Genomic DNA, 24005 nt, shown 5'->3' with positions numbered 1-24005 from the left:
GAGTGAGCCGATTCATAGCGATCGACGGCGATGACCCGACACTGGAGGCCCGCGGGGCGTCACGATGTGTCCACCACTGGGCAGGAGGGACGTATGCCCTAGGAGGTTCCATCAGTTTGGGGGAGACTCCCTGCGGAGTCGCACCCAGCGACGCGCGACAACTGGAAGAGTCGTATCCATGCAGGTCTGGCCTGGACAGGCGTATCCGCTCGGCGCCACGTACGACGGCGCCGGTACCAACTTCGCGGTCTTCTCGGAGGCCGCGCATCGAGTAGAGCTGTGTCTGCTGGACGACGACGGCTCCGAGACGGCGGTGGAACTGCGCGAGACGGACGCGTTCGTGCGGCACGCGTACCTGCCCGGCGTGATGCCGGGGCAACGGTACGGCTTCCGTGTGCACGGCCCGTACGCGCCGGAGCGCGGGCTGCGCTGCAACTCCGCGAAGCTGCTCCTCGACCCGTACGCGCGCGCCATCAGCGGCTCGGTCAAGTGGGGGGAGGAGGTGTACGGCTATCACTTCGGAGCGCCCGACCAGCGCAACGACCTCGACTCGGCACCGCACATGATGACCTCGGTCGTGGTCAACCCGTACTTCGACTGGGGCGACGACCGCCGGCCCCGCACCGAGTACCACCACACGGTGATCTACGAGGCCCACGTCAAGGGGCTGACCATGCGGCACCCGGGGCTGCCCGAGGAGCTGCGCGGCACGTACGCGGCGCTCGCCCACCCGGCGATCATCGAACACCTGACCGCACTGGGCGTCACGGCACTGGAGCTGATGCCCGTACACCAGTTCGTGAACGACCATCGTCTGGCCGACATGGGCCTCAGCAACTACTGGGGCTACAACACGATCGGCTTCTTCGCCCCGCACAACGCGTACGCCTCCTGGGGCGACCGCGGGCAGCAGGTGCTGGAGTTCAAGTCGGCGGTCCGGGCACTGCACGAGGCCGGGATCGAGGTCATCCTCGACGTGGTCTACAACCACACCGCCGAGGGCAACCACCTGGGTCCGACGCTGTCCTTCAAGGGCCTCGACAACCCGTCGTACTACCGGCTCACGGACGACCCGCACTACTACATGGACACGACGGGCACGGGGAACTCCCTGCTCATGCGGTCCCCGCACGTCCTGCAGCTGATCATGGACTCGTTGCGGTACTGGGTCACCGAGATGCATGTCGACGGCTTCCGCTTCGACCTCGCCGCGACCCTGGCCCGGCAGTTCCACGAGGTGGACCGGCTGTCGTCGTTCTTCGACCTCGTCCAGCAGGACCCCGTGGTCTCCCAGGTGAAGCTGATCGCCGAGCCCTGGGACGTCGGCGAGGGCGGCTACCAGGTCGGGAACTTCCCGCCGCTGTGGACCGAGTGGAACGGCAAGTACCGGGACACGGTCCGGGACCTGTGGCGGGGCGAGCCGCGCACACTGGCGGAGTTCGCGTCGCGGCTGACCGGATCGTCGGACCTGTACCAGGACGACGGGCGGCGCCCGCTGGCCTCCATCAACTTCGTGACCTGCCACGACGGCTTCACGATGCGGGATCTCGTCTCCTACAACGACAAGCGCAACGACGCGAACGGCGAGGACAACCGGGACGGGGAGAGCCACAACCGGTCGTGGAACTGCGGAGCCGAGGGCGAGACCGACGACCCCGGGGTGACGGCGCTGCGGGTCCGGCAGATGCGGAACTTCATCGCCACGCTGATGCTGTCGCAGGGCGTGCCGATGCTCAGCCACGGGGACGAGTTCGCGCGGACGCAGGGCGGCAACAACAACGCGTACTGCCAGGACAACGAGCTGTCCTGGGTGCCGTGGCCTGCCGGCGAGGACGGGGAGGACCGGGAGGACGGGGAGGGCGGCGACGGAGCCGAGGTCTTCGGGGATCTGCTGGAGTTCACGCGCGCGATGGTGTGGCTGCGGAAGGATCATCCGGTCTTCCGGCGGCGGCGGTTCTTCCACGGCCGGCCGGTGGAAGGGACGCACGACGAGCTGTCGGACATCGCCTGGTTCACGCCCGAGGGGCAGGAGATGGCGCAGCGGGACTGGGACTCGTCGCGGGCCGGGGCGCTGACGGTGTTCCTGAACGGGAACGCGATCTCCGAGCCGGGTGCGCGTGGCGAGCGGATCTCCGACGACTCGTTCCTGTTGCTGGTCAACGCCTCGGCGGAACCGCTGGAGTTCGTGGTGCCGGTCAATCACGGGCCGCAGTGGCAGATGGTCGTGGACACGGGGCGGGAGGACGCGGTTCCGGTGGACGGTCCGAAGGTGGCGGCCGGGGACCGGGTGACTCTGGTGGATCGGAGCCTGGCTGTTTTCAGGCGGCCGACCTAGGCCCGGCCCGCTCGCGGGATTCGCCGCAGGGGTGGCTTCGGTTCCTGGCTGAGGGTGGTCCGTGGCTGATCGCGCGGTTCCCCGCGCCCCTCGAAAGCAGGGTGTCGTCGCGTGTCAGGGTGCTCCAAATGTCCTGGGGCGGGTACGTAGGAGTGCATGACCTCTGTCGTGCCTGCCGCCACCTATCGGGTTCAGCTTCAGCCCGACTTCCCCTTCTCCGCCGCCGCGGCCGCCGTGCCGTACATCGCCTCGCTCGGGGTGTCGCACCTCCATCTCTCGCCCGTGCTGGAAGCCGTGCCGGGGTCGGGGCACGGCTATGACGTGGTCGACCACGGCCGGGTGCGGGGGGAGCTGGGCGGGGAGGAGGGGCTGCGGGCGCTGGCCAGTACCGCGCGGGCCCACGGCCTCGGTCTCGTCGTGGACATCGTGCCCAACCACATGGCCATGGCGCCCCGGCACAACAGGGCGCTGTGGGACGTGTTGCGGGAGGGGCCGGAGTCGGCGTACGCGCGGTGGTTCGACATCGACTGGGAGGCGCAGGGCGGGCGGGTGCTGCTGCCGGTGCTCGGCGGGCCGCTGGGCGCGGAGATCGACCAGTTCGTGGTGGACGGGCGGGAGCTGCGCTACTACGACCACGCGTTCCCGCTGCGGGAGGGCACCGAGAAGCTGCCGTTGCCGCAGCTGCTGGACGCGCAGTGGTACCGGCCGGCGTGGTGGCGGCTGGCCCGCACCGAGCTGAACTACCGGCGCTTCTTCAGCATTTCGGAGCTGATCGGGGTGCGGGTGGAGGAGCCGGACGTCTTCGACGCCACCCACGCGAAGATCCTTCAGCTGCTGGAGGAGGGTGTCGTCGACGGGCTGCGCGTCGACCATCCCGACGGGCTCGCCGATCCCGACGCCTATCTGCGGCGGCTGCACGAGGCGACCGGTGGGCGGTGGACCGTCGTCGAGAAGATCCTGGCGGACGGGGAGGCGCTGCCGGCGGCGTGGCCGGTCGCGGGAACCACCGGCTACGACGCGCTGCGGCACGTCGACGGACTGTTCACGGATCCGGCGGGGGCGGGTGAGCTGCTGGGGCAGTACCGGCGCTTCACGGCCGCGCAGGCCGACCGGGGCGGCGAGTGGGAGTCGACCGTGCGGCGGGCCGCGTACCGGGTGCTCACACACGAGCTGGCCACGGAGGTGGAACGGCTCACCCGGGTGGCGCACCGGCTGTGCGAGCGCTCCCCCGAGCCGGCCTTGCGCGACCATGCGCCGTGGGCGCTGCGCACCGCGCTGTGCGAGCTGCTCGCACGGATGGAGGTGTACCGGCCGTACACCTCCCAGGACGCCGCCCTGGTCGTCACCGAGGAGGCCGCGGCCGAGGCGCGCGCGGTGTTCGTGGTGCCCGAGGAGGCCCGGTCGGTGGACGCCGTACGGGATCTGGTGCTGGGCCGGGTGGGTGAGGGGCCGGGGCACGCGGAGTTCCGGGCGCGGTTCGCGCAGACCTCGTCGGCACTGCGGGCGAAGTCGGTGGAGGACACGGCGTTCTATCGCTATGTGCCGTTGCTGTCGGCGAACGAGGTGGGGGGCGATCCGGGGAGTCCGGCCGTGTCGCCGGAGGACTTCCACGCCTACTGCGCCCGTGTGCAGCGCGACTGGCCGGCGACGGGGACGGTGTTGTCGACGCACGACACCAAGCGCAGTGCGGATGTGCGGGCGGCGATCGCGGTGCTCGGGGAGTGCCCGGGGCGGTGGGCCAATGTGCTGGCGGAGGTGACGCGGGACGGGGCGGGTGTGCCGGATCCGCAGCTGGCGTGGGCGGCCTGGCAGACCGCGTTCGGGCTCGGGCCCGCGGCCGAGGAGCGGCTTCAGGGGGCCCTGTTGAAGCATGTGCGGGAGGCCGGGCTGCACACCTCCTGGACCGAGCAGAACCCGGCGTACGAGCAGGCGGTGGCGGACTTCGTCGCACGCGGGCCTGCCGTGGACGCCCGGGTCGCCGCACTGCGTCAGGAGCTGGAGCCGTACGTGCGGGCGAACGGTCTCGGTGCGGCCCTGGTGCAGCTGACGATGCCGGGGGTGCCGGACGTCTACCAGGGGACGGAGAGCGAGTACCGGGCGCTGGTGGATCCGGACAACCGGCGGGCCTTCGCCCCGCAGGACGGGGAGTCCGAGAAGTTCCGGCTCACCTCCGCCGCGCTGCGGCTGCGCGCGCGGCGGCCGGAGGTGTTCGGGGACGCGGCGGCCTACACGCCGCTGTCTGCGGACGGGGCCGGCGCCGGGCACTGTGTGGCCTTCGCGCGGTCCGGGGAGGTGGTCACGGCGGTGACACGGTTGTCGCTGCGGCTGGCGGAGGCCGGCGGCTGGGGGGACACCCGGCTCGTGCTGCCGGAGGGGCGGTGGGCCGATGTGCTGGGCGAGGGGCGGGAGTTCGCGGGGGTCGTGCGGATGGCGGAGCTCTTCGAGGTGCTGCCGGTCGCGCTGCTGGAGCGGGTCGGCGGGTGACGGTGACGCCCCTGCCGGGTGACGGTGACGCCCCTGGCGGGTGACGGTGACGTCCTGCCGGGTGACGGTGGATACGCCACCGGGTGACGGCTGCTCGGCTGCCGGGTAGCGGCGGCTCGACTGCCGGGTGACGGCGGCTCGGCCGCCGGGTAGCGGTCACTCCCGTGCCGGGTGACGGTGAATGCGACTGGGCGCCCCTGGGCGCCGCCCCTTCCACGGAAGGACACTGGCCACATCCCCACCCGGCTCCGCCGGGTGTGTGGATTCTGATGCCAGGTGGACTGGACGGGGGTGGGTCTCCTGTTGGAGCTCGGTTATCCCACAGTGGCTGAACTGGAGTCGGCCGCAAGGAATCTGACGAACCGTCGGCCAGGGCTTTGCGCGCTGCGGCGGATCGGTGTCTCGCGAGCCGGCCGGCCGCTGTGGCTGCTGTCCGTGGGCCGGGCGAGACGGGCCGTCCTGGTCGTCGCGGGCGCCCACGCGAACGAGCCGACCGGCGGCTCCACGGTGCTCGCCCTGGCCCAACGGATCGTCCGCGAGCGGGAGTTGCGGGCCGATGTCTCCTGGCACTTCGTGCTCTGCGCGGACCCGGACGGGGCGAGGCTCCACACGACCCCGGCGCCGCGCACCCTCCTCGACTACCACCTGGGGTTCTTCCGGCCGGCCGGTCCCGAGCAGCCGGAGTGGTCGCCGTCCGTGCTGCCGCCGGACCGGCTGCCGCCCGAGACGCACGCCCTGCTGAGGGTGATCAGCGAGCTGCGGCCCTACCTCCAGGTGACCCTGCACGGCACCGATCTCGGGGGCAGCTGGGTGCAGTTGACGAAGGACGTGCCGGGGCTCGCCGAGCCGTTCGCCAAGTCGGCGGCCGAGCTGGGCATACCGGTGGAGATGGGCGCGTCCGACGCCGCGGGCTGGCCCGTCTCCGGTCCCGGGGTGTTCGTGATGCCGCGGCCCGGGGGCCACGCGGCGTACCCGAGCATGCCGGACGACGCCCGCCACAGCACCTGGTACCACGCCCACCGGTACGGCGGCCTGACGGCGGTCGTGGAGGTGCCGATGTGGGCGAGCGACCTGGTGGACGACACGGCCCCGCATCCGGCCCCGGCGGCGGCGCTGCGCCATCTGGCGCGACGGCTCCTCTCGGACGCGGCCCGGGTGGAGCGGGTCCTCGCCGAGGCGCTGCCCCGGCTGCCGGGCCCCGAGGGACCGTTGCTGAGGGCCGCCCGGTGGGCGCTGGCCCTGGTGCCGGGGCTGGCCCGGGACTGGACCGACGGGCCGCCGGCGGATCTGTCGACGGCGTACGTGGGCAGTGTGGACGCCTTCGGGCGCCGGCTCCCGTTGCGGGCCGCGGCGATGCTGCGGCGCGCGCTGGTGGATGCCGACGCCCCCGGGGCACCGCTCCTCGAAGAGCTGGTCGCCGAGTGGTGCGAGTCCTTCGCCGACCGGTTCCACGCGCGGTGGGTGCCGGTGAGTGACCAGGTCGAGCACCAGGTGCGGACGGTGCTGGCGGCCGCGGCGTGTGCGCGGGGGGACACGGGGTCCTGAGTGCGCCTGCCGGGGTGCCTCGTCGTGTTGTCGGGCGGCCGCGGGCCGTCAGCGGCTGGTCGAGCGGTTCCCCGCGCCCCCTGTGGGTGACCGTCAGTCCGACAAGGCGAACACCGCTCCCGTTCGGGCCGCCATCACGCAGGCGTTCGCGAACGTCTGCTCGTAGGTGACCGATCTGCCGTTCCACCGGCCTTCGGCGGTGGCTCGGACGGGGGCGTGGATCTCGGTGCAGAGGGCGTTCCTGTGGGGGATGCGGGTGATGTCCCCGCTGGTCTCGCGGAGTTCCGCGCAGGCCTGGGCGGCGCGGCCGTGGCCCTGGGGCGGGTCGCAGAGGAGCAGGGTGCCGCGGGTGTCGGAGGAGCGGGCGTCGCCCCGGGTGAGGGAGACGTAGAGCCAGTCGCCGTGGGTGGCGGCCGGCCGGTCCGGGGCCGAGGCGCCGACGGTGAGGAGGGCGAGTGCGGCGAGCAGGCCGCCGCGTACCGCGCGGGTGGGGTTCGTCATTCCCGGTGCATCGGCACGGCGGGCTCGGAACTCCAATCCGGCTCACCCGAACGGGAGTCCGCGTGGGCGTCCGGGCAGGTCCCGTGGGGGGCGGACCCCGACGTGCGCGGGCGCCCGGCGGCCAGGTCGAACGCGGCGAGGACCACGTGGGCCTGGTATTCCGCCTGGCGGGCGACGGGGATCCAGCGTGCCCCGTAGCCGTCGCGGTACTCGGCGCACCACTCGTCGATGAGCCGGTCGAGCTCGGGCAGGGCGTCGCCCGGGTCGCGTCCGGCGCGGGTCACCAGCTGGTGCAGCAGCCCGGCTGTGCGCAGGGCGACCCGGCGGCCGGAGATGGCGAGGGTGGTGAGCCGGGCGGTGTCGAGCGGGGGCAGGGGCCGGGCGGCGCCGTCGTGGACGTCGGGGTCCCAGGAGTCGGCGAGGCCCGGCCCGACCAGTAAATAGTCGTCGACCGGGGCGAGGAGCCGGGCCGCGTCCGGGCCGCCGCTCGCCGAGGGGCGGACCCGGGCGAGGATGCCCTCCAGGAGCCGGGTGTCGCGGCGCAGGGCGCGGCTGACGGTGCGCAGTACGGCGTCGGCGTCCGGCGTCGGGGAGACGTCCTCGACGGCGGTCACCCCCCACATGGGTGCCTCGACGACGGCGGTGACCGTGCCGTAGCGGTGCGGGTGGAACCAGGTGGACTCGACGGCCGCCTCGGTGATGGCGGCGGCCAGGTCGCCCCGGCGCGGGGGCGGGATGCGGTAGACGGCGGGGCCGAGGCAGGGCCAGTACAGGGTGTCGTACGGTCTCAGCTCGCGCGGGATGCCGAGGCGGGCGGCGATGCGGGCCACGCGCTCGGCGATGCCCGGCAGTTCACGGGTCAGCTCGACGAAGCCGCCGCCGATGTCGACGCCGTGCAGCGAGCACTGGAAGAAGGGCCGCAGTTCGTCCTGGAGGCCGAGCAGGGTGCGGGTCTCCGGCAGGGCGGCGCCGGCCGCGCCGTCGGGCAGCCACTCGGGCTGTTCCAGGAAACCGGGGCGGAAGAAGTGCCGGAAGTGGTGCCCGAGGGTGTACGGGCCGGACAGCCAGCCCTCGTTGCGGCGGGAGCCGTCGGGGTCGAGGCTCAGCAGCAGGTTCCAGGTGATGTCGGCGGCGTCGCTCAACCGGGGGTCGGCCAGGGCCCGTTCGGCGAGCCGGAGGACGGTGGCGCCGCCCACGGGTTCGTTGGCGTGCGGACCGGCGACGATCAGGGTGTGGCGGCTGCCTCGTCCGACGGACAGCAGCCACATCGGCGTGCCCGCCCGTGAGGTGCCCACGCGGCGCAGTCGGGCGCGGTGCGGATGTCGGGCGACGAGGGCCGCGGCGCGGGCGGACAAGTCGTCCACGGTCGGGTAGCGGAGGAGTGGCGGCAGGGCACACCTCCACGAATGTGGCGCCGTCGGTTCACCTGGTGTGCATGGTGTAAGCACAGTCAGTCACGGCCGAGAACGTACGTCAACACCCCCGAACGGAAGGGAAGTTGACAAACTCGCTGGGTAAATCCCAGGCCAGAGCTTTGCCGTGGGATCGGTCAGAAGGTCATTCCGAGGAGAGACGGAACGTCATGCGGCCGAAACTCACCTGGTCGCCGTCGCGGACGACGGCCGCGCCGATCACCCGACGGCCGTTGACGGTGGTGCCGTTGGTGGAGCCGAGGTCACGCAGGATCCACATGCCGCCCTGCCGGCTCAGCTCGGCGTGCACCCGGGAGACCGTCTCGTGGCTGAGCCGGAGCCCGCTCGCGGGGTCGCGGCCGATGCGCAGGGCGTGGTCGCTCGCCGGGTGCGGCAGTTGAAGCTTGGGGAGCCGCTCGGCCTGCCAGGCCCGGCGCAGCTTCACGCCGAAACCGGAGACCGCCCCGACGGTGCCGAGCACCAGCCGGGACCAGCGCTTCTCGGCGGGCAGGTCGGCGGTGAGCGCGGCGAGTTCGTCGGAGCGGCGGGCGGTGAGCGCCAGCTCCATCCGCCGGATGAACGTGTCGTGCGACAGGCGGCCCAGTGCGACGCCGTCACGGAGCGCCCTCAGCGCGCGGTCGCGCTCGGCGTCCGACAGCCGCGCGGGGTATGTGTGGAACTCGAAGGACGACGTCACGCAGGTGATTGTCGGTCAGGGGGGCCGGAGGTGTCCAGACAGGCCGTAAACGGTGACCATCCCCGGACATGCCCGACGGACGAGCGACGCGGGCGGGCAAAAGCGGTGATCCGGGCGCGCGACGATCTCGTTTGCAGCACGATGGACAGAAGCGGTTCCGGGGGTGTGCGCGTACTTCCCCGGAGCGGCCGACCCCCTGACTACCCAGGACCACGACCGGCAGCCGAGGGAGAACCGTTCCGTGCAGTTCGAGGTGTGGGCACCGCAGGCCGAACGTTCGACGCTCCACCGCGCGGGCGCCACGCATGCCATGGAGCGCGATCCGGAGCGGCCGGGGTGGTGGACGGCCGAGGCGGAGGCGTCGGACGGCACGCGCTACGGATTCGCCGTCGACGACGGTCCGGTGCGTCCCGATCCGCGCTCGCGCCGCCAGCCGGACGGCCCCGACGGGCTGAGCGCGGTCGTCGACCACGGGCGGTACGCGTGGCGCGCGCAGTGGTCCGGGCGCGGGCTGCCGGGCGCGGTGCTGTACGAGCTGCACGTCGGCACGTACACCGTGGAGGGCACGCTGGACGCGGCGGCCGGGCGCCTCGCCCATCTCGTCGAACTGGGCGTCACGCACGTGCAGTTGATGCCGGTGTGCCCGTTCCCCGGGACGCACGGCTGGGGTTACGAGGGCGTCTCGCTCTGGGCGGTGCACGAGCCGTACGGCGGGCCCGAGGCGCTGAAGCGGTTCGTGGACGCGGCGCACGAGCTGGGCCTCGGGGTCGTGCTCGACGTCGTGCACAACCATCTGGGCCCCTCCGGCAACTACCTGCCCGTCTTCGGCCCGTACTTCACCGAGCGGCACCACACGCCCTGGGGCGCGGCGGTCAACCTGGACGCGCCCGGCTCGGACGAGGTACGGGCGTACTTCCTGGAGAGCGCGCTCGCCTGGCTGCGCGACTACCGCCTGGACGGCCTGCGGCTGGACGCGGTCCACGCGCTCAAGGACACCCGCGCCCTGCACTTCCTCGAGGAACTGTCGACGGCGGTGGACGGGCTCGCCGAGGAGGTCGCCCGACCGCTGTTCCTGATCGCCGAGTCGGACCTGAACGACCCCCGTCTGGTCACCCCGCGCGCGCAGGGCGGGCTGGGCCTGCACGCCCAGTGGAACGACGACTTCCACCACACCCTGCACACCACCCTGACCGGCGAGTCGCAGGGCTACTACGAGGACTTCGCGCGGGCCGGTCTGTCGGGCCTGGCGAAGACCCTGACGGGCGGCTACTTCCACGACGGCACGTACTCGTCCTTCCGGGAGCGCCGCCACGGCCGCCCCCTGGACCGTACGAGCGTCTCCGCGCACCGGCTGCTGGGTTACACCCAGACCCACGACCAGGTCGGCAACCGCGCCCAGGGCGACCGTCTCGCCGCCACCCTCTCCCCCGGCCTGCTGGCCTGCGCGGCCGCCCTCGTCCTCACGGGCCCGTTCACGCCGATGCTCTTCATGGGCGAGGAGTGGGCCGCGTCGACGCCCTGGCAGTTCTTCACGGACCACACCGATCCGGAACTCGCGGAGGCCGTACGGCGGGGGCGGCGCCGGGAGTTCGCGGCGCACGGATGGGCCGAGGAGGACGTCCCCGACCCCCAGGACCCGGCGACCCGCGACCGCTCGTGCCTCGACTGGTCCGAGCCGGCGCACGAGCCCCACGCCCGGATGCTGGCCTGGTACCGCACCCTCATCACCCTCCGCCACACCTTCCCCGACCTCTCCGACCCCGACCTCTCCGACGTCAAGGTCGCCTTCGACGAGGAGGCCCGGTGGTTGGGCTTCCGGCGGGGGGATGTGCGTGTGGCGATGAACCTGGGCACCGAGCCGGCCGCGATTCCCGTCGGGGTGCCGCACGCGCGGGTGCTGGCGGCCTGGGACCCGGTCCAGGCGCCGGGAGCGGATGGCGTGCTGACGCTTGGCGGGGAGTCGTGTGCGGTGCTGACGGTGGCGTGAGCCGGCACCCGGCGGCTGGGGCCGGGCGGGGGGGGGAGGAGGCGCCTACCGGCGCTGACAGGGTGCCGCCGCGCCACACCCTCCCCCGCTCTCGGCTGCGCTCGACCGGGAGGTGCCCCCATCGCCCCAGCGGCACGCTTGCCCGCAGTCATGCGGGCGAAGGGGCGCAGCCCCTTCAGGGGCGCGGGGAACTGCGCGATCAGCCACATACGGCCCGCGGCCGCCACACGACACGCACGACCCGAGCCATGGGGCGCCCCTCGTCAGTTCTCAGTCCTCAGTCCTCGCCCCGCAGATCCGTCACCCTCTCCAGCAGGATCGCCTCCCAGGTGCGCCGCAGGCGGTTCCGGAGGACCGGCAGGGGGGCCGGGGCCCGCCCCCGCACCCCCTCCGCGAGGGCGATGACCGTGTCGCAGCGGGCCAGCCAGAGGCCACGTAGGCAGGGGCGGGCGCCGTAGCCGGCGAGGGTGGCCGCGCGGACCGCGGCGGGCGCGCCGACGGCCGTGGCGAGCCCGGCGATGTCCTCGGCGGGGTCACCGATGACGGCGTCGCCCCAGTCGGGGACACCGCGGACCCGGCCGTCGGCACTGACGACGAGGTGGTCCCCGGTGAGCCCGTGGTGGACCAGCACCGCGCCCGGCGCCGCCAACTGCGCGGCGTTCGCGGACGTCAGCTGCCCGAGCCGCCCCGCGTCGAACTCGTCGGCCGCGGCGAGATGCCGCGCCGCGCGCCCCGCCGCCGTACGCAGCGCCTCCAGCGGGCGCGGGGCGAGCCGGGGCACCCCGAGCGGCTCGGCCTGCCGCAGCGGTACCTCGCGCAGCCCCGTGAGGAGCGCCGCCAGATCCGCCTCGCCCACGGCGGACACGTCGTGGTCCTCGGCAGTACCGCCCGGCAGCCTCGTGTCGAGCGTGTAGGTGAGCCCGCCGGACCACTCGCCGTGCGCGACGCTCACCGGGACGGCGACGGCGACATGCGGACGAACCAGGTCCCGCAGCCGCAGTTCGCGCCGCTGCCGCCCGACGGCGTGCCGGTCGGTCGCGAGGCGCAGCACATGACGGCTGCCGACCCACCAGGTGCCGTGGGTGTCGTCCCCGGCGACGGGCCGCACCTCGGGGCCGTCGCCGCCCTTGCCGCCGCCGGGCCCCTCCCCGTTCTTCAGCAGGGAACGGACCAGTCGGCGGACGCTGTCCGCGGTGGGTGTCGGTACCTGGGTCATGGTCGCGCCGTCGTCCGGGGGTTCAGGGGAGCAGGGGCACGCGGTCGGTCACTCGACCACCGCCATCTCGCGCGGGGTGGTGTTGAGACGCCGGCCGCCGTCCTCGGTCACCGTCACGATGTCCTCGATCCGTACGCCGAAACGGCCCGGCAGATAGACGCCGGGTTCGACCGAGAAGCACATGCCGGGCACGAGGGGCCGCTGCTCTCCCTCGATCATGTACGGCGGTTCGTGCGTGGTGACGCCGATGCCGTGCCCGGTGCGGTGGATGAAACGGTCGCCGTACCCCGCCCCGGTGATGACCGCGCGGGCGGCCCGGTCGACGTCCTGGCAGGCCGCGCCCGGCCGTACCGCGCGGAACCCCGCCTCCTGGGCGGCCCGCACGATGTCGTGCACCTCACGCTCCTCGGCGTCCGGTTCGCCGACGTGGACGGTGCGGGAGGTGTCGGAGCCGTAGCCATCCTTGAGGCCGCCGAAGTCGAGGACGACCATGTCGCCGTGGCGGATGACGCGGTCGCCCGCCTCGTGGTGCGGGTTGGCGCCGTTCGGGCCCGACGCGACGATCGTGAAGTCGACCTGGGAGTGCCCGAACCGCCGCAGCAGCCCGGCCAGATCGGCGGCGACCTCGGTCTCCCGGCGGCCGGCGAAGGGGACCTGGCGGATCTCCTCGTACGCCCGGTCGGCGGCCGCGCCCGCCGCCGCCATCCGCTCCAGCTCGGCCGCGTCCTTCACCGCCCGCAGCATCGGCAGGGCCTCGGTCAGCGCCACGTACGTCGTCCCGGGCAGCCGTCGTTGCAGGCCGAGCAGGTGCAGCGCCCAGGAGTTGTCGCTGACGCCGAAGCGGCCGCGCGGGCCGAGGACGGAGACGGCCGCGTCGTACGGGTCCTTGCCGTCGGTCCAGTCGCGGAGCGTGAGCGCGGGGCCGCCGGGTGCCTCGGCGGCGTCCGGGGCCTCCAGGGTGGGCACCACCAGCACCGGGTCCACGCCGTCGCGCAGCACCAGCATCGTCAGCCGCTCCGTCTCCGGCGGCCGGTGTCCCGTCAGCCACACCAGGTCCGGGCCGGGTGCGACCAGCAGCCCGTCGAGCCCGGCGTCCGCGGCGGCCCGCGCCGCCCGCCGCATCCGGGCCCGGTGGTCGTCGGCGGTGAAGGGCGCGGGCGGGGCCTCGGCGGTGGACGGCGTGGGCGCGGGACGGTCGCCGGGCGTGCCGGTCATCCATGCCTCCGTGTGCTCGGAAGTCCTGGGGCTACGGGCAGCATCCTGCCCCTCCGCCGCAGCGCACGCGAGCCGATTGCCGCGTGGCGTCGACCGTCGTCCGGCTCCGGCGTCAGCTCTCCAGCGCGAGACGCGCGCCGAGGAGCAGCAGAACGCCTCCGGAGACCTGCTCCAGGCGCCGCCGCACACCCGCCCGGGAGAGCACGGCCTTCATCCTGCCGACGAACCACACGTAGAGGCCGTAGTAGCCGATCTCGTAGACCGCCCAGAGCGCGGCGAGCCCCACCATGGTGGGCAGATGGGGCGCACCCTCGGGCACGAACTGCGGCAGGAACGACATCGCGAAGATCGCCGCCTTGGGGTTGGCGAGGTTGAGCAGCAGTCCGCCCCGGTACGAGGCCCAGCCGCTCTTCCCGGCCGCCTCCCCGACGCTCTCCGGCTGGACCTCGGAACGGCGCGCCTGCCACAGGGTCTGTACTCCGAAGACGACGAGGACGACCGCGCCGACGATCCGCATGACGTCGTACGCCAGCTCGGAGGCGGCCAGCAGGGCGGTCAGGCCGAACGCGGCGACGAGGCCCCAGACGAAGACGCCGGTCTCGTTGCCGAGCACGGTCAGGAAGCCGGAACGCCTGCTGCGCAGGGACTCCTTGATGATCAGCACCGTGCTGGGGCCGGGCGAGGCGGCGATCAGGGTGCAGGCGCCGAGGAAGGCGAGAAGGGTGCTCAGCATCCCGCCATCGTGCCCCTCGGGCGCCGGGTCCGGCCAGTGGGTTACGAGGGGTCCGCGAGCAACCCGCGCCGCTAATGCCTGCAGCTTGTCCAATCGTTAGAACTAATGCTTGTATTCGACTGTTCCATTAAGTCAGACACGGTCAGGCACCGCCCGAGGAGGCGTACGACGATGCTCGTACTCGCGCACATCAGCGATCTGCATCTGGACGGGAGCGACCGGGCGACCCGGCGGGCCGAGCGGGTACGGGATCTGCTGTGGGGGCTGCCGGGGCGGGTGGACGCGCTGCTGGTGACCGGGGACATCGCGGACCACGGCACGGAGGCCGAGTACGAGGAGGCCGCGCGCCTCCTGGGGCTGCGGGAGGGCGGGGCGCCCTTCCCGGTGCTCACCTGCCCGGGCAACCACGACAGCCGGGCGCCCTACCGCAAGGCGCTGCTCGGGGAGCCGCCCGCCGACGGGCCGGTCAACAGCGCGCACGTCTTCGCGGACGCGGCCGTGCTGATGTGCGACTCCAGCATTCCGGGGCAGGACGAGGGCGAACTGGACGCGCAGACGTACACCTGGATCGAGGAGACCCTCGACGGACTCGACGGCGAGCGGCCCGTGCTGCTCGCCTTCCACCACCCGCCGGTGACGCTCCACCACCCGCTGCCGGACGCCTACCGGTTGGGCCAGCCGACGAAGCTCGGCCGGCTGCTGGGGCGGCGGCCGGAGATCGCGGGGATCGTCACCGGGCACGCCCACACGCCCGCCGCGACCACCTTCGCCGGGCGTCCGCTGATCGTCGGCCCCGGGGTCACCTGGACGCTGCGGCTGCCCTGGGAGGGCGACCAGGTCGCGGACCGGGACGCGCCGCCCGGGCTGGCGTTCCACGTACTGGACGACGAGGGGCGGCTGACCAGCCACTTCAGGGTGGCCTCGTAACGGCTCGCCGGGGACGGCTCACGTGACGACTCCGGGGACGGCGACCAGGTGCCGGCGGGTGCCGTTCGCGTGCCGCACGACGAGTTTCGCCGCCGCTCCGGGGCGCGCGGCGGCGATCGCTCGCGCGAGGTCGGCCGCCGATCCGGTCCGGGTGCCGCCCAGGGCCAGGACGACGTCGCCGCGGACCAGGCCCGCGGTGTGGCCGGGGCCGGGGACGTGGACGCCGACGACGAGGGCGCCGCCGCCCGCGGTGCCGCCGGGAGCGTCGACGACCTCGACGCCGAGGGTGGGGCGTGCGGGCGCCGGACCGTCCGCGCGCGGGGGTGGGGTGGCATCGGGCGGCGTCCGGCCGCCTCCACCCGACCGGACGGAGGGTTCCGACCCCCTCGCCTCCTCCCGTGGCTCCGCGAGCGTGCTCACACCGATCGCTGTGGCGCCCATGGTGCCGAGTCCGACGCCCGAGAGGACGAGGACCGCGCAGGTCACCAGGGCGAACAGCAGGGTGATCAGTCGTTGCCGGGTGCGGCGGGGTGCGGCGTGCGGACGCCGGACGGTGCCGGGTGGGCGGCCGTCACCGGACTCCTGCCCCGGCATGGGTTTGGGTCTCAACGCGGTCTGTTCCATGGTGTCGCCTCCGGCCGGAGACCTACCCGGCGCATCACGGCGCGACGAGCCACGAAAGAGTGAGACTGACACCCCGTCACATCCGGCGTACGCCCCCTGGCGACGTCACGTCGTCCGCGGCCCGGTCAGCTCCCGCACCAGTGCCGCCGCCGCTCCGCCGGGCGTTCCGCCATACACGATTTCCGTACGGTGCACGAGGCGGGGTTCGACGAGGGCGACGGCGACCGCGCCGGGGACGTCGGCGGCGAAGTGGCGGGGCAGGACGGTGAGTCCGTGTCCGGCGGCGGCGAGGGTGGTGAGCGTGCGCAGGTCGGTGCCCTCGTAGCGGAGGGCGGTGCGCAGACCGCCGGTGGCGCTCGCGGTGCGGAGCCGGTCCAGCGGGAGGCCCGCGCCGGGGGCATCGAGCCAGCGGGCGTCGACGAGGTCGGTGAGGCGGAGTCCGGGGCGGCGGGCGAGGGGATGGCCGGTGGGGAGGAGCACGCAGACGGGTTCCTCGCCGACGCCCCGGGAGGCCAGGGGTGCCACGTCGGGGAGGCGGAGGGGGTCGCTGGGGGCGGCGATCCCGTCGACCAGGCCCAGGTCGGCCGTGCCCGTGGCGACGGCCGCCGGGATCTCGTCCCGGGAGAGGGTCCGCAGGGTCACCCCGGCGGCGGGCAGCGCGGCGATCGCCCGGGGGCCGAGCGCCGTCGGGGTCGCCGCGAGGGTCAGCCCGTGCTCGGGTGCGGCCGCCATCCGTACGACGTCCGCGCGGGCCGCCTCCAGGCGCAGCAGCAGGGGTCCGGCGTGTTCGAGGAGCCGCTCGCCCGCGGCCGTGGGGACGACGGGGCGCCGCGTCAGCAGCGGGGCGCCGAGATCCTGCTCCAGCGCGGCGATGTGCTGGGACACCGCGGACTGGGTGTATCCCAGCTCGCGCGCGGCCTCGGAGAAGGAGGCGAGCCGGGCCACGGTGACATACGTACGCAGCAGATGCGGATCCATGGCGGACAGGATCGCGCAGGCCTACGGCCGGCCCACCATGCGGCCCGTCAGCCGACCCGTCAGGCGACCCGTCAGGCGGTGCGTCAGGCGGACCGTCAGGCGGCCCATCGGCAGTCCATCAGCAACGCTTATCGAGCGTGCAGGAATCATCGTTGGACGTGAAGTCGGGGTCGCGCCCAGGATGACGGGCATGACGAACCACGCGGCTCAGCCCGCCTCTTCCCCCGCGGCCCGGTCCGCGCGACTGGCCATCGTCGGCGACCGGTCCCCCGACGTCGTCTCGCACAGCCGGATCCCGCTCCTCCTCGACGCCCTCGCCGGACGCGACCGGCTCGTCCTCGACGCGTACTGGATCCCCTCCGAGGACGCCGCCGACGACGCGGGAGCCGTGCGCGGCTTCGACGCGGTGTGGGTGGTGCCGGGCAGCCCGTACCGGAGCGAGGCCGGGGTGCTCTCCGCGATCCGGACCGCCCGGGAGGAGGGCATCCCGTTCCTGGGCACGTGCGGCGGCTTCCAGCACGCGCTGCTGGAGTACGCCCGGCACGTGTGCGGGCTCACCCGGGTCGCGCACGCCGAGAACGAGCCGGGTGCCGAGGACTTCCTCATCGAGCCGCTCGCCTGTTCCCTGGTCGGGCACGAGGCGACGGTCGTCGTCGAGCCGGGCTCGCTCGCACAGTCCGTGATGAACGCCGAGCGGTCGGTCGAGCGGTACTTCTGCGCGTACGGCCCGACCCGTCACCTCGACACCCTGCGCGCGCACGGTCTGCGGTACTCCGGGCACGACGAGGACGGGCACGTCCGGATCGCCGAACTGCCAGGCCACCCCTTCTTCCTGGCCACGCTCTTCCAGCCGGAGCTCGCCGGCGACGGCAGCCGTCCGCACCCGGTCGTGCGCGCGTTCGCCCGGGCCGCGGTCGAGCACGCGACCCGGGCGGCGGTGGTGAGCCGGCCGGCGTGACCCGGGCGGGGATTCCGCCGGCGTGACCCGGCCCGGGCTCAGCCGGCGTGCACCGGAGCGAAGGACAGCACCGGTGGGCGGTCCGGGACGAAGCCGTGGGCTCGGCGGGCCAGGAACTCGGGCTTGTAACGGTCGACCCGCTGGTGCCAGTTGAGGATGCCGGACAGCCAGTTCCGCAGGTCGGTCACATAACCGTCCATGATGGTGCGGGCCTCCTCCGACAGCTCGAAGTCGTCGTAGACGACGGGCAGTTCATGGGCGACGACATGCTCGAACTGCTGCATCCGCTGGGTCATCAGGTCGTGGATCACACCGAGCGCGGTCGGGTAGTCGCAGCCGAAGAAGTTCTGCACGACGAGGATCGCGTTGTGGACCTCGCCCTCGTACTCGACCTCCTTCTGGTAGGAGAAGACGTCGTTGATGAGGCAGGCGTAGTCGATGGCCGCGTTCTCCAGGGAGCGGACGGGCCCGCTGCGGTAGACCTCGGGCGGGATCTGCGGGCCGTGGCCCATCCGGCACATGCTGAGGGTGAGGTCGGAGCCGAAGGTGGCGCGCCGCATCTCCAGGTAGTCGACCGGGTCGGGGACGCGGTTCTGGATCTGGTTGAACACCTCCCACACCCAGCTCTCGGTCATCTTGTCGACGGACGCCTTCAGACCGCGTCGTTCGTCGGGGGTCATCCCCGCCGTCGTACGCGCCCAGAGGTCGATGAGGCCCCGTTCCATGCCGTTCACCGGGACGGGGACCTGCTCCCCCTCGACGGGCATGCAGTCGGAGAGCCGGGCCGTGGTCAGGCGCGCGGCGGCGAGGTCGCGGCGGTGGCCGAAGACGAGGGGGTAGTAGTCGTCGCCGTAGGTGCCCCAGGCCAGCCAGGCGGAACTGAGGTCGAGTTGCTCGGGCGTCGCGTCCGGGTCGAGGCCGGCCGAGCAGAGCGGCAGGTCGGCGGCGGCGAGTTTCTCCTCGTCCCAGACGCCCTCGCTCAGCATGCCCATCGCGTGCATCCAGGCGGTGAGGCGGGGGCGGGCGGCGTCCAGGTGCGGGCAGAGCTCCACCTTGAACGGCATGTAGAAATCGGGGAGTCGGGAGGGCCCCACCTTCTGGTACGGCACATGCGCATGGGCGCGCAGCCGTTCCGCCGCGGCGGTCGCGAGCAGCGCCCCGACATCGGCGGCCGACCTGCCGAACCCCGCCCGGGTGACCAGCGCGGGGCCGGAGAGGACCACGCCGCCGAAGTCGAGCGGGCCACGTGCGGAGGTGGCGCCCTCGTTCATGTAGCGGCTGGACCTCATATGCCACTCGTGGCCGCCGGACTGCCAGTCCTGCAGCCCCTTCGTGTAGGCCGCCACGGCGGCGATCTCGTCCGGGGCGAGGCCCTTCTCCAGGGCGAGCGCGGGCACTTCGGTGAGCGCGGTGTTCTCGAACTGGTGCAGCCGGGAGGTGAGGATGTCGTTGACGGTCTCGGCGGCCTGCTGGGTGCCGCAGCCGAAGAAGGTCTCCAGGACGAGCACGCCGTTGCTGTTCTCGCCCTCGTCCTCGACCTCCCGCTGGTACGAGAACAGGTCGTTGCGCAGATGGACGGCGTCCGAGAACGTCTCCATCAGGACCCTGAGGGGCCTCGACTCCGCGACGGGGACCGGCACTTCGGCGGTCGCGTACTCGACCAGACCGGCCGACCAGGGAGCACCGCCGACCTTGCGGCGCATCTCGATGTACTCGACCGGGTTGGCGATCCGGCCCTCGTTGATGTTGGACAGCTCCCACATCGACTCGTTGAGCAGGTGCTCGGTGGCCACGGCGAAACGGCGGCGCCAGTCCATCGACATCGACGGCACCGTACGCGCCCAGAGGTCGGCGAGGCCCGCCTCCACGGGGTTCTCCGGTTCCGGGACGGGGGTGGAGAGGTCCAGCGGCATGAAGAGCGGGAGTCGGTCGAGGTGGGCCTTGCCGCCGGGGCGGTCCTGGGAACGCTTGAAGAGCTCCAGGAAGTGGTCGTCGAAGAAGAACACCCACACGTACCAGTCGGTGATGAGCGAGAGCGCCGGGCCGTCGCAGTCGGGATGGGTGTACGCGCACAGCAGGCCGTAGTCGTGCGCGTCCAGGTCCGCCTGCTCCCATACGCCGGAGCCCTCCAGCATGCCCATCTCCCGTGCCCACGCGGAGGAGTGGGTTCGGGCCTCTTCGAGGTGGGGGTTCAGCCGCGCGGGATACGGCATGTAGAAGTGCGGGAGTTCGAACGGCTGCGTCATGGCCGGGCCCTACCCGTGGCCTGCGGCGGGCATCCGGACAGGGGGACATGATCACACCATCGCGTGAATCCAGGGGGTTTTCCCGCCCCCGCCGCCCCTACCCGTCCCTTCCTTCAGGGGCTGTGCCCCTTCGACCCCCAGGTGCGGGTTCGGTGGGGGCTGGTCGCGCAGTTCCCCGCGCCCCTCGAGAAGCGGGGGCTGCGCCCCGCTTCTCGAAGGACATCCCGCCGTCGTCAGACCTTGAGCTGGATCAGTGCCCTCGTCCCGCTCGTGCGCCACGCCTGTCCCTCGGCTGTCACCAGGGCGGTCTCCGTCTCGGGGGTCAGGCCCGTGATGACGTCGGACTTGAGGGTGCGCAGGGCTGCGACCGGGCCGGGGAAGTAGGACGTGACCTCGGTGAAGGGGGTGGTGGGGGGCCAGAGGTGGTCCCCCACCAGGCGGCGGTAGTTCAGGTCGCCCTTCATCAGGGTCAGGTCGGCGGAGGCGAAGTCGTCGTGCAGGTCGGGGGGCATGGCCGCGTAGGGCAGAGGGGCGCAGGAGAAGGGGTGGGCGCGGAGGGTCAGGCGATCGTCGCGGAGGGCGGCGTACAGGCGGCCTCCGGCGTCGGTCTTCGCGGACACCAGGTGGCGTACGGCGTCGAGGGTGTCGGCGGTGGTGGCGTCCGAGACGAAGTACGGGTACGGCTTCAGGTGCAGGACGGCACGGTCGAAGTGGCCGTGGGTGAGGAGGTGGTCGATGAGGAGGAGGTCGGGGATCAGTTCGCGGCCCGCGTTGTCGGCGACCAGGCAGAGAGTCCTGACGCCGGAGCCCGGGTCGTCGTCCGTCAGCAGCGACAGCAGCGACCCACTGTCGTCCGCGACCAGTGGGGACGACGCGGCGGCGCTGGTCTCCTCGGCCGTCTGGATGCGGAACCCCAGGTCCGCCCGGTTGCCCCAGAGGGAGCCGTGGAGGAGGGCCTTGAGCTGGTCCTGGAGGGGCTCGTGGGACAGGGGGCCGAGGGCGGCGAGTTCGGCGGCCGCCTCGGGGGTGTCCAGCTCGGCCAGTTTGAAGGGGCGGAACGGGTCCACGCCCTGCCAGGGGCCGGGCCCGAAGTACCCGACGGCGCACAGGAGTTGACGGTAGAAGCAGCTCTCGGCGGCGAGGAAGGGAAGCGAGAACCAGGAGCGGCCGGCGTGGCGGCGGGCGTTCCAGGTGTCCCACCACTTGTCGTCGGCCGGTGGTTCGACGGTGCCGTGGAGGGTGTTCCGCAGCAACTCGTCCAGGGCGCGGCGCTGTTCGGGGCCGTAGGGCGTGGCGTCCTGGACCTTGCGGATGAGGGCGGGATGCCGTTCCGCGAAAACGCTGTGCGCGAAGGAGGCCGGGTCGTCGCCGCGGATCACGGGAGCGTCAGGCATGGCCGGGGGCTCCTTGCGGGCCGGAAGGGCCGGAGCCGGCGGGAGTCCGGGGCGGCAGTTCCACCTTGCTCAGCCGCTCGTCGATCTGCTGGTCGAAGCCGGCCTCGGTCCATACGTACTTCCTGAACTGGTCCGTCGTCAGCGGGCCCGGCCACGGGCTGCCACCGGGGTAGAAGACGGACTCGCAGGAGGCGCAGTAGTGGGCGGGCTGCCACAGGTGTTCGGCGCGGGGCTTCCCCGCCGCGACGGTGGCGCGTTCGCGGGACTCGCCGCGGATCACCCAGAGGGTGCCGACGAAGAGGAGGGCGGCGAGGACCGTGCCGCCTGCCGTGTAGAGGGGTTTGTCGTTCTGCACGCCGCTGTAGGCGAGGCCCGCGCCGATGCCGGCCAGGACCATCCCTTCCAGGAAGTGCGTGAAACTGTCGAGGGCCGTAGGCACGCCCGGGGCCTTCGCCAGCCGGTCGGACAGGCCGGAGCGCGGGGAGTCGGGGGCCGCGCAGGCGTCGGGGACCGTGCGCACCGAGGGCTCCGAGGCCCCGCAGCGGGGGCACACCACCGTGACCGGAGCCGCACCGGATCCCCCGGCCGGTGCCTCGGCCGGTCCTCCGACCCGCCTCTCGGCCGGTCCGGCTCCCTCGAACTTCTCTGTCGACATACGCATACGCTAACGCCCGACGGCGCGCTCGTTCGTACATGCGCCGGCGGCCGACCGATGCCCGCTCGCATCGGTCGGCCGCCGGCAGTGGGGGGTGGCGGTCTCTGTGCCCGGCTGTTCAGCCGGGGCCCCGGCCTCTCGGCCCGGGCGTCAGAAGGTCAGCTTCCAGTTGTTCAGGCGGCCGGTGTCCGCGGACGCCACGTCCTGTACACGCAGCTTCCAGGTGCCGTTGGCGACCTCGCTGGACGCGTTCACCGAGTAGGTGGTGACCAGGTTGTCCGCGGAGTCCGAGCTGGAGGCCTTGAGACGGTAGGTCGAGCCGTCGGGGGCCACCAGGTCCAGGACCAGGTCACCTCGGTAGGTGTGGGTGATGTCCACGCCGACCTGGAGGGCCGAGGGCGCGTTGCCGGTGCGGCCGGTCACGGAGATCGAGGACTCGATCGCCGCGCCGTTGTCCGGGATGGAGACGGCCGTGGTGTTGGTGAAGGTGGTGCCCCCCGTGGAGCCGCCGGTCACCGCCTGCACCGTCTTGGCCGCGTCGGCGAGGCCCGCGCCGCAGCCGCCCGAGCAGGCGCCGGGCAGAGCACGCGAGTTGGTCTTGATCGCGGACTCGATCTGGGCCGGGGTCAGCGCGGAGTTCGCCGACTTCACGAGCGCGGCGAGGCCCGCGATGTGCGGGGCGGCCATGCTGGTGCCCTGGTAGTAGTCGTACGTCTCGCCGCTCGGGCCGGCGGTGCCGGTGTTCAGCGTGGACAGGATGCCGCCCGACTCGGTGGTGCGGGTCTCGCCGCCGGGGGCCGCGATGTCGACGACCGAGCCGAAGTTGGAGTAGTACGAGCGGGCGCCGGCGCGGTTGGTGGCCGCCACCGAGATCACGTTGTTGCAGCTGGCCGGCGAGTAGTTGGCCGCGTTGGCGTTGCTGTTGCCCGCCGCGACGACGACCGTGGTGCCGCGGTTCACGGCGGCGGTGATCGCGCTCTGGGTCGCGGTGGTGCAGGCGCCGCCGCCACCGAGGCTCATGTTGATGACCTTGGCGACGTTGGTGTTGGCGGGCACGCCGGAGACGGTGCCGCCGGACGCCCAGGTGATCGCGTCGATGATGTCGGAGTCGTAGCCGCCGCACTTGCCGAGCACCCGCAGCGGGGAGACCTTGGCGCCGTAGGCGACACCGGCGACGCCCTTGCTGTTGTTGGTGGCGGCGGCGATGGTGCCGGCGACGTGGGTGCCGTGCCAGGAGGAGGTGGTGGCCTCCCAGTCGGTGGCGCACTCGCCGTCCGAGGTCCAGTCGCCCGGGTCGGCCGGGTTGCTGTCGCGGCCGTTGCCGTCGTTGGAGACGGCGGTGTCGGCGATGAAGTCGTAACCGCCGACGATGTTCGCGGCGAGGTCCGAGTGGGCGACGTAACCGGTGTCGATGACGGCGACCGTCACCCCGGTGCCGGTGACCTTGTCCCAGGCGGCCGGCACGTTCATGCCCGCGGTGGCCTCGAAGAGGTCCCACTGCTTGCTGTACTCGGTGTCGTTCGGGGTGGCCAGCGCCTTGTTCAGGCGGTCCGGGGCGACATAGGCGACCTGCGGGTCGGCCTGGTACTCGGCGATGACGTCGGCGACGTCGGTCTTGGTGAGGTCCTCGCCCAGGTCGACGAGGGCCGCGCCGCTGCCGAGCCGGCGCTGGAAGTCGAGGCTCTCGCCGGCCTCCTTGCCCTTGGCCGCGGCGTCGGCGTCGGCGGCCTTGTTCGACGTGGCCTCGGCGGCGCCGGCCTTGTAGCCGACGATCAGGCGCTCGGCGGTGGTACCGGGCGCGGCCTCGGTGGCACCGGCGACGGCGGGGGCGGCGTCGGCCTTCGCGGACGGGGCCTGGGCCACGGCGACCGAGGAGGTCATGCCCGCCACCAGGGCGACGGAGACCGCGGCGACGGATATGAGCTTCCGTCCGGCGGTACGAGAGGGGGAGGTACGCAAGGGCTTCGCCTTTCGTGGCCTGCTCATGTCAGGGGAGGAGCGGCAGTGAAACGCTTCTTCGTCGAAGCGGCGGGGGTCCAGAAAGGGTTGGCGCGAAGGCCGGCCAGGCGCGAGCCGTGCCACCAGGGGTTACCTGTGG

General features: G+C 72.9%; 18 protein-coding genes. 6 read left to right on the top strand and 12 right to left on the bottom strand.

The features are described from left to right. The first annotated feature begins 178 nt into the window (after window positions 1-178). The 3 genes from glgX to OG202_RS37685 all read left to right on the top strand — a co-directional run bounded on the left by glgX (window position 179) and on the right by OG202_RS37685 (window position 6364). A complete protein-coding gene (gene glgX, locus OG202_RS37695; protein ID WP_328224241.1) occupies window positions 179-2335 on the top strand; it encodes a glycogen debranching protein GlgX in 2157 nt (718 codons plus the stop codon). Window positions 2336-2491: 156 nt separating this feature from the next. Next, complete coding sequence (treY, locus tag OG202_RS37690) at window positions 2492-4819, top strand: malto-oligosyltrehalose synthase (RefSeq protein WP_328224240.1); 2328 nt, start codon at window positions 2492-2494, stop codon at window positions 4817-4819. A gap of 291 nt (window positions 4820-5110) precedes the next feature. After that, the gene (locus tag OG202_RS37685) at window positions 5111-6364 is read left to right on the top strand and encodes a M14 family zinc carboxypeptidase (RefSeq protein WP_328224764.1); all 1254 of its coding nucleotides are present in this window, start codon (window positions 5111-5113) and stop codon (window positions 6362-6364) included. 93 nt (window positions 6365-6457) lie between these two features. Here the strand turns inward: OG202_RS37685 and OG202_RS37680 are convergent, their stop codons facing one another. From OG202_RS37680 to OG202_RS37670, 3 genes are all read right to left on the bottom strand, one after another. Then, window positions 6458-6865 (bottom strand): SSI family serine proteinase inhibitor, encoded by a 408-nt coding sequence (locus tag OG202_RS37680; protein ID WP_326575627.1) that lies wholly within the window; start codon window positions 6863-6865, stop codon window positions 6458-6460. Beyond that, on the bottom strand, window positions 6862-8229 hold the full coding sequence (locus OG202_RS37675) for a M14 family zinc carboxypeptidase (protein WP_327727332.1): 1368 nt from the start codon (window positions 8227-8229) through the stop codon (window positions 6862-6864). Before OG202_RS37675 ends, OG202_RS37680 begins: the two co-directional genes overlap by 4 nt. 193 nt (window positions 8230-8422) lie before the next feature. Beyond that, window positions 8423-8974, bottom strand: a complete 552-nt coding sequence (locus tag OG202_RS37670) for a DUF1707 and FHA domain-containing protein (RefSeq protein ID WP_326575631.1) — start codon at window positions 8972-8974, stop codon at window positions 8423-8425. 241 nt (window positions 8975-9215) lie between these two features. Between OG202_RS37670 and treZ the strand changes: the two genes are divergently transcribed. Further along, window positions 9216-10961 carry a malto-oligosyltrehalose trehalohydrolase gene (gene treZ / locus OG202_RS37665; RefSeq protein WP_327727333.1) on the top strand — a complete coding sequence of 582 codons (1746 nt, stop codon included), beginning with the start codon at window positions 9216-9218 and terminating at the stop codon, window positions 10959-10961. Window positions 10962-11238: 277 nt separating this feature from the next. Here the strand turns inward: treZ and OG202_RS37660 are convergent, their stop codons facing one another. From OG202_RS37660 to OG202_RS37650, 3 genes are all read right to left on the bottom strand, one after another. After that, the gene (locus OG202_RS37660; protein WP_328224239.1) at window positions 11239-12177 is read right to left on the bottom strand and encodes an aminoglycoside phosphotransferase family protein; all 939 of its coding nucleotides are present in this window, start codon (window positions 12175-12177) and stop codon (window positions 11239-11241) included. A 48-nt stretch (window positions 12178-12225) separates the two neighbouring features. Further along, on the bottom strand, window positions 12226-13392 hold the full coding sequence (locus OG202_RS37655) for a M24 family metallopeptidase (RefSeq protein ID WP_327727335.1): 1167 nt from the start codon (window positions 13390-13392) through the stop codon (window positions 12226-12228). 112 nt (window positions 13393-13504) lie between these two features. Continuing rightward, window positions 13505-14125 carry a LysE family translocator gene (locus OG202_RS37650; RefSeq protein ID WP_327727336.1) on the bottom strand — a complete coding sequence of 207 codons (621 nt, stop codon included), beginning with the start codon at window positions 14123-14125 and terminating at the stop codon, window positions 13505-13507. A gap of 171 nt (window positions 14126-14296) precedes the next feature. Here OG202_RS37650 and OG202_RS37645 point away from each other — a divergent pair, with 171 nt between their 5' ends. Further along, window positions 14297-15052, top strand: coding sequence for a phosphodiesterase (locus OG202_RS37645; RefSeq protein ID WP_327727337.1), 756 nt, complete (start codon window positions 14297-14299; stop codon window positions 15050-15052). Between the two features lie 18 nt (window positions 15053-15070). Here the strand turns inward: OG202_RS37645 and OG202_RS37640 are convergent, their stop codons facing one another. Continuing rightward, window positions 15071-15676 (bottom strand): PDZ domain-containing protein, encoded by a 606-nt coding sequence (locus OG202_RS37640; RefSeq protein ID WP_327727338.1) that lies wholly within the window; start codon window positions 15674-15676, stop codon window positions 15071-15073. A gap of 105 nt (window positions 15677-15781) precedes the next feature. Further along, window positions 15782-16654: a LysR family transcriptional regulator gene (locus OG202_RS37635; RefSeq protein WP_327727339.1), complete on the bottom strand. Its 873-nt coding sequence runs from the start codon at window positions 16652-16654 to the stop codon at window positions 15782-15784. Between the two features lie 190 nt (window positions 16655-16844). Here OG202_RS37635 and OG202_RS37630 point away from each other — a divergent pair, with 190 nt between their 5' ends. Continuing rightward, a complete protein-coding gene (locus tag OG202_RS37630; protein ID WP_328224238.1) occupies window positions 16845-17612 on the top strand; it encodes a CTP synthase C-terminal region-related (seleno)protein in 768 nt (255 codons plus the stop codon). Between the two features lie 38 nt (window positions 17613-17650). Here OG202_RS37630 and cyc2 read toward each other — a convergent pair whose 3' ends face one another. The 4 genes from cyc2 to OG202_RS37610 all read right to left on the bottom strand — a co-directional run bounded on the left by cyc2 (window position 17651) and on the right by OG202_RS37610 (window position 23866). Further along, window positions 17651-19858, bottom strand: coding sequence for a germacradienol/geosmin synthase Cyc2 (cyc2, locus tag OG202_RS37625; protein ID WP_327727341.1), 2208 nt, complete (start codon window positions 19856-19858; stop codon window positions 17651-17653). Window positions 19859-20091: 233 nt separating this feature from the next. After that, on the bottom strand, window positions 20092-21252 hold the full coding sequence (locus tag OG202_RS37620; RefSeq protein ID WP_328224236.1) for a damage-control phosphatase ARMT1 family protein: 1161 nt from the start codon (window positions 21250-21252) through the stop codon (window positions 20092-20094). Continuing rightward, window positions 21245-21907 (bottom strand): hypothetical protein, encoded by a 663-nt coding sequence (locus OG202_RS37615; protein WP_327727343.1) that lies wholly within the window; start codon window positions 21905-21907, stop codon window positions 21245-21247. The genes OG202_RS37620 and OG202_RS37615 overlap by 8 nt, the downstream gene beginning before the upstream one ends. A 150-nt stretch (window positions 21908-22057) precedes the next feature. After that, entirely contained in the window at window positions 22058-23866 is a 1809-nt protein-coding gene (locus tag OG202_RS37610; RefSeq protein WP_326575650.1) for a S8 family peptidase, read from the bottom strand. Window positions 23867-24005 lie beyond the last annotated feature (139 nt).

Origin of the sequence: Streptomyces sp. NBC_00310 (assembly GCF_036208085.1) — a bacterium.
Classification (GTDB): Bacteria; Actinomycetota; Actinomycetes; order Streptomycetales; family Streptomycetaceae; genus Streptomyces.
Note: the sequence above shows the minus strand (reverse complement) of the source record. Positions and strands in the feature narration are given on the sequence as shown.

Coding starts and splice junctions, on each gene's coding strand:
- OG202_RS37660 (WP_328224239.1), bottom strand. CDS start 12,177: ATGACCCAGGTACCGACACCCACCGCGGACAGCGTCCGCCGACTGGTC.
- OG202_RS37650 (WP_327727336.1), bottom strand. CDS start 14,125: ATGCTGAGCACCCTTCTCGCCTTCCTCGGCGCCTGCACCCTGATCGCC.
- OG202_RS37630 (WP_328224238.1), top strand. CDS start 16,845: ATGACGAACCACGCGGCTCAGCCCGCCTCTTCCCCCGCGGCCCGGTCC.
- glgX (WP_328224241.1), top strand. CDS start 179: ATGCAGGTCTGGCCTGGACAGGCGTATCCGCTCGGCGCCACGTACGAC.
- OG202_RS37620 (WP_328224236.1), bottom strand. CDS start 21,252: ATGCCTGACGCTCCCGTGATCCGCGGCGACGACCCGGCCTCCTTCGCG.
- OG202_RS37615 (WP_327727343.1), bottom strand. CDS start 21,907: ATGTCGACAGAGAAGTTCGAGGGAGCCGGACCGGCCGAGAGGCGGGTC.
- treY (WP_328224240.1), top strand. CDS start 2,492: ATGACCTCTGTCGTGCCTGCCGCCACCTATCGGGTTCAGCTTCAGCCC.
- OG202_RS37680 (WP_326575627.1), bottom strand. CDS start 6,865: ATGACGAACCCCACCCGCGCGGTACGCGGCGGCCTGCTCGCCGCACTC.
- OG202_RS37645 (WP_327727337.1), top strand. CDS start 14,297: ATGCTCGTACTCGCGCACATCAGCGATCTGCATCTGGACGGGAGCGAC.
- OG202_RS37640 (WP_327727338.1), bottom strand. CDS start 15,676: ATGGAACAGACCGCGTTGAGACCCAAACCCATGCCGGGGCAGGAGTCC.
- cyc2 (WP_327727341.1), bottom strand. CDS start 19,858: ATGACGCAGCCGTTCGAACTCCCGCACTTCTACATGCCGTATCCCGCG.
- OG202_RS37635 (WP_327727339.1), bottom strand. CDS start 16,654: ATGGATCCGCATCTGCTGCGTACGTATGTCACCGTGGCCCGGCTCGCC.
- OG202_RS37655 (WP_327727335.1), bottom strand. CDS start 13,392: ATGACCGGCACGCCCGGCGACCGTCCCGCGCCCACGCCGTCCACCGCC.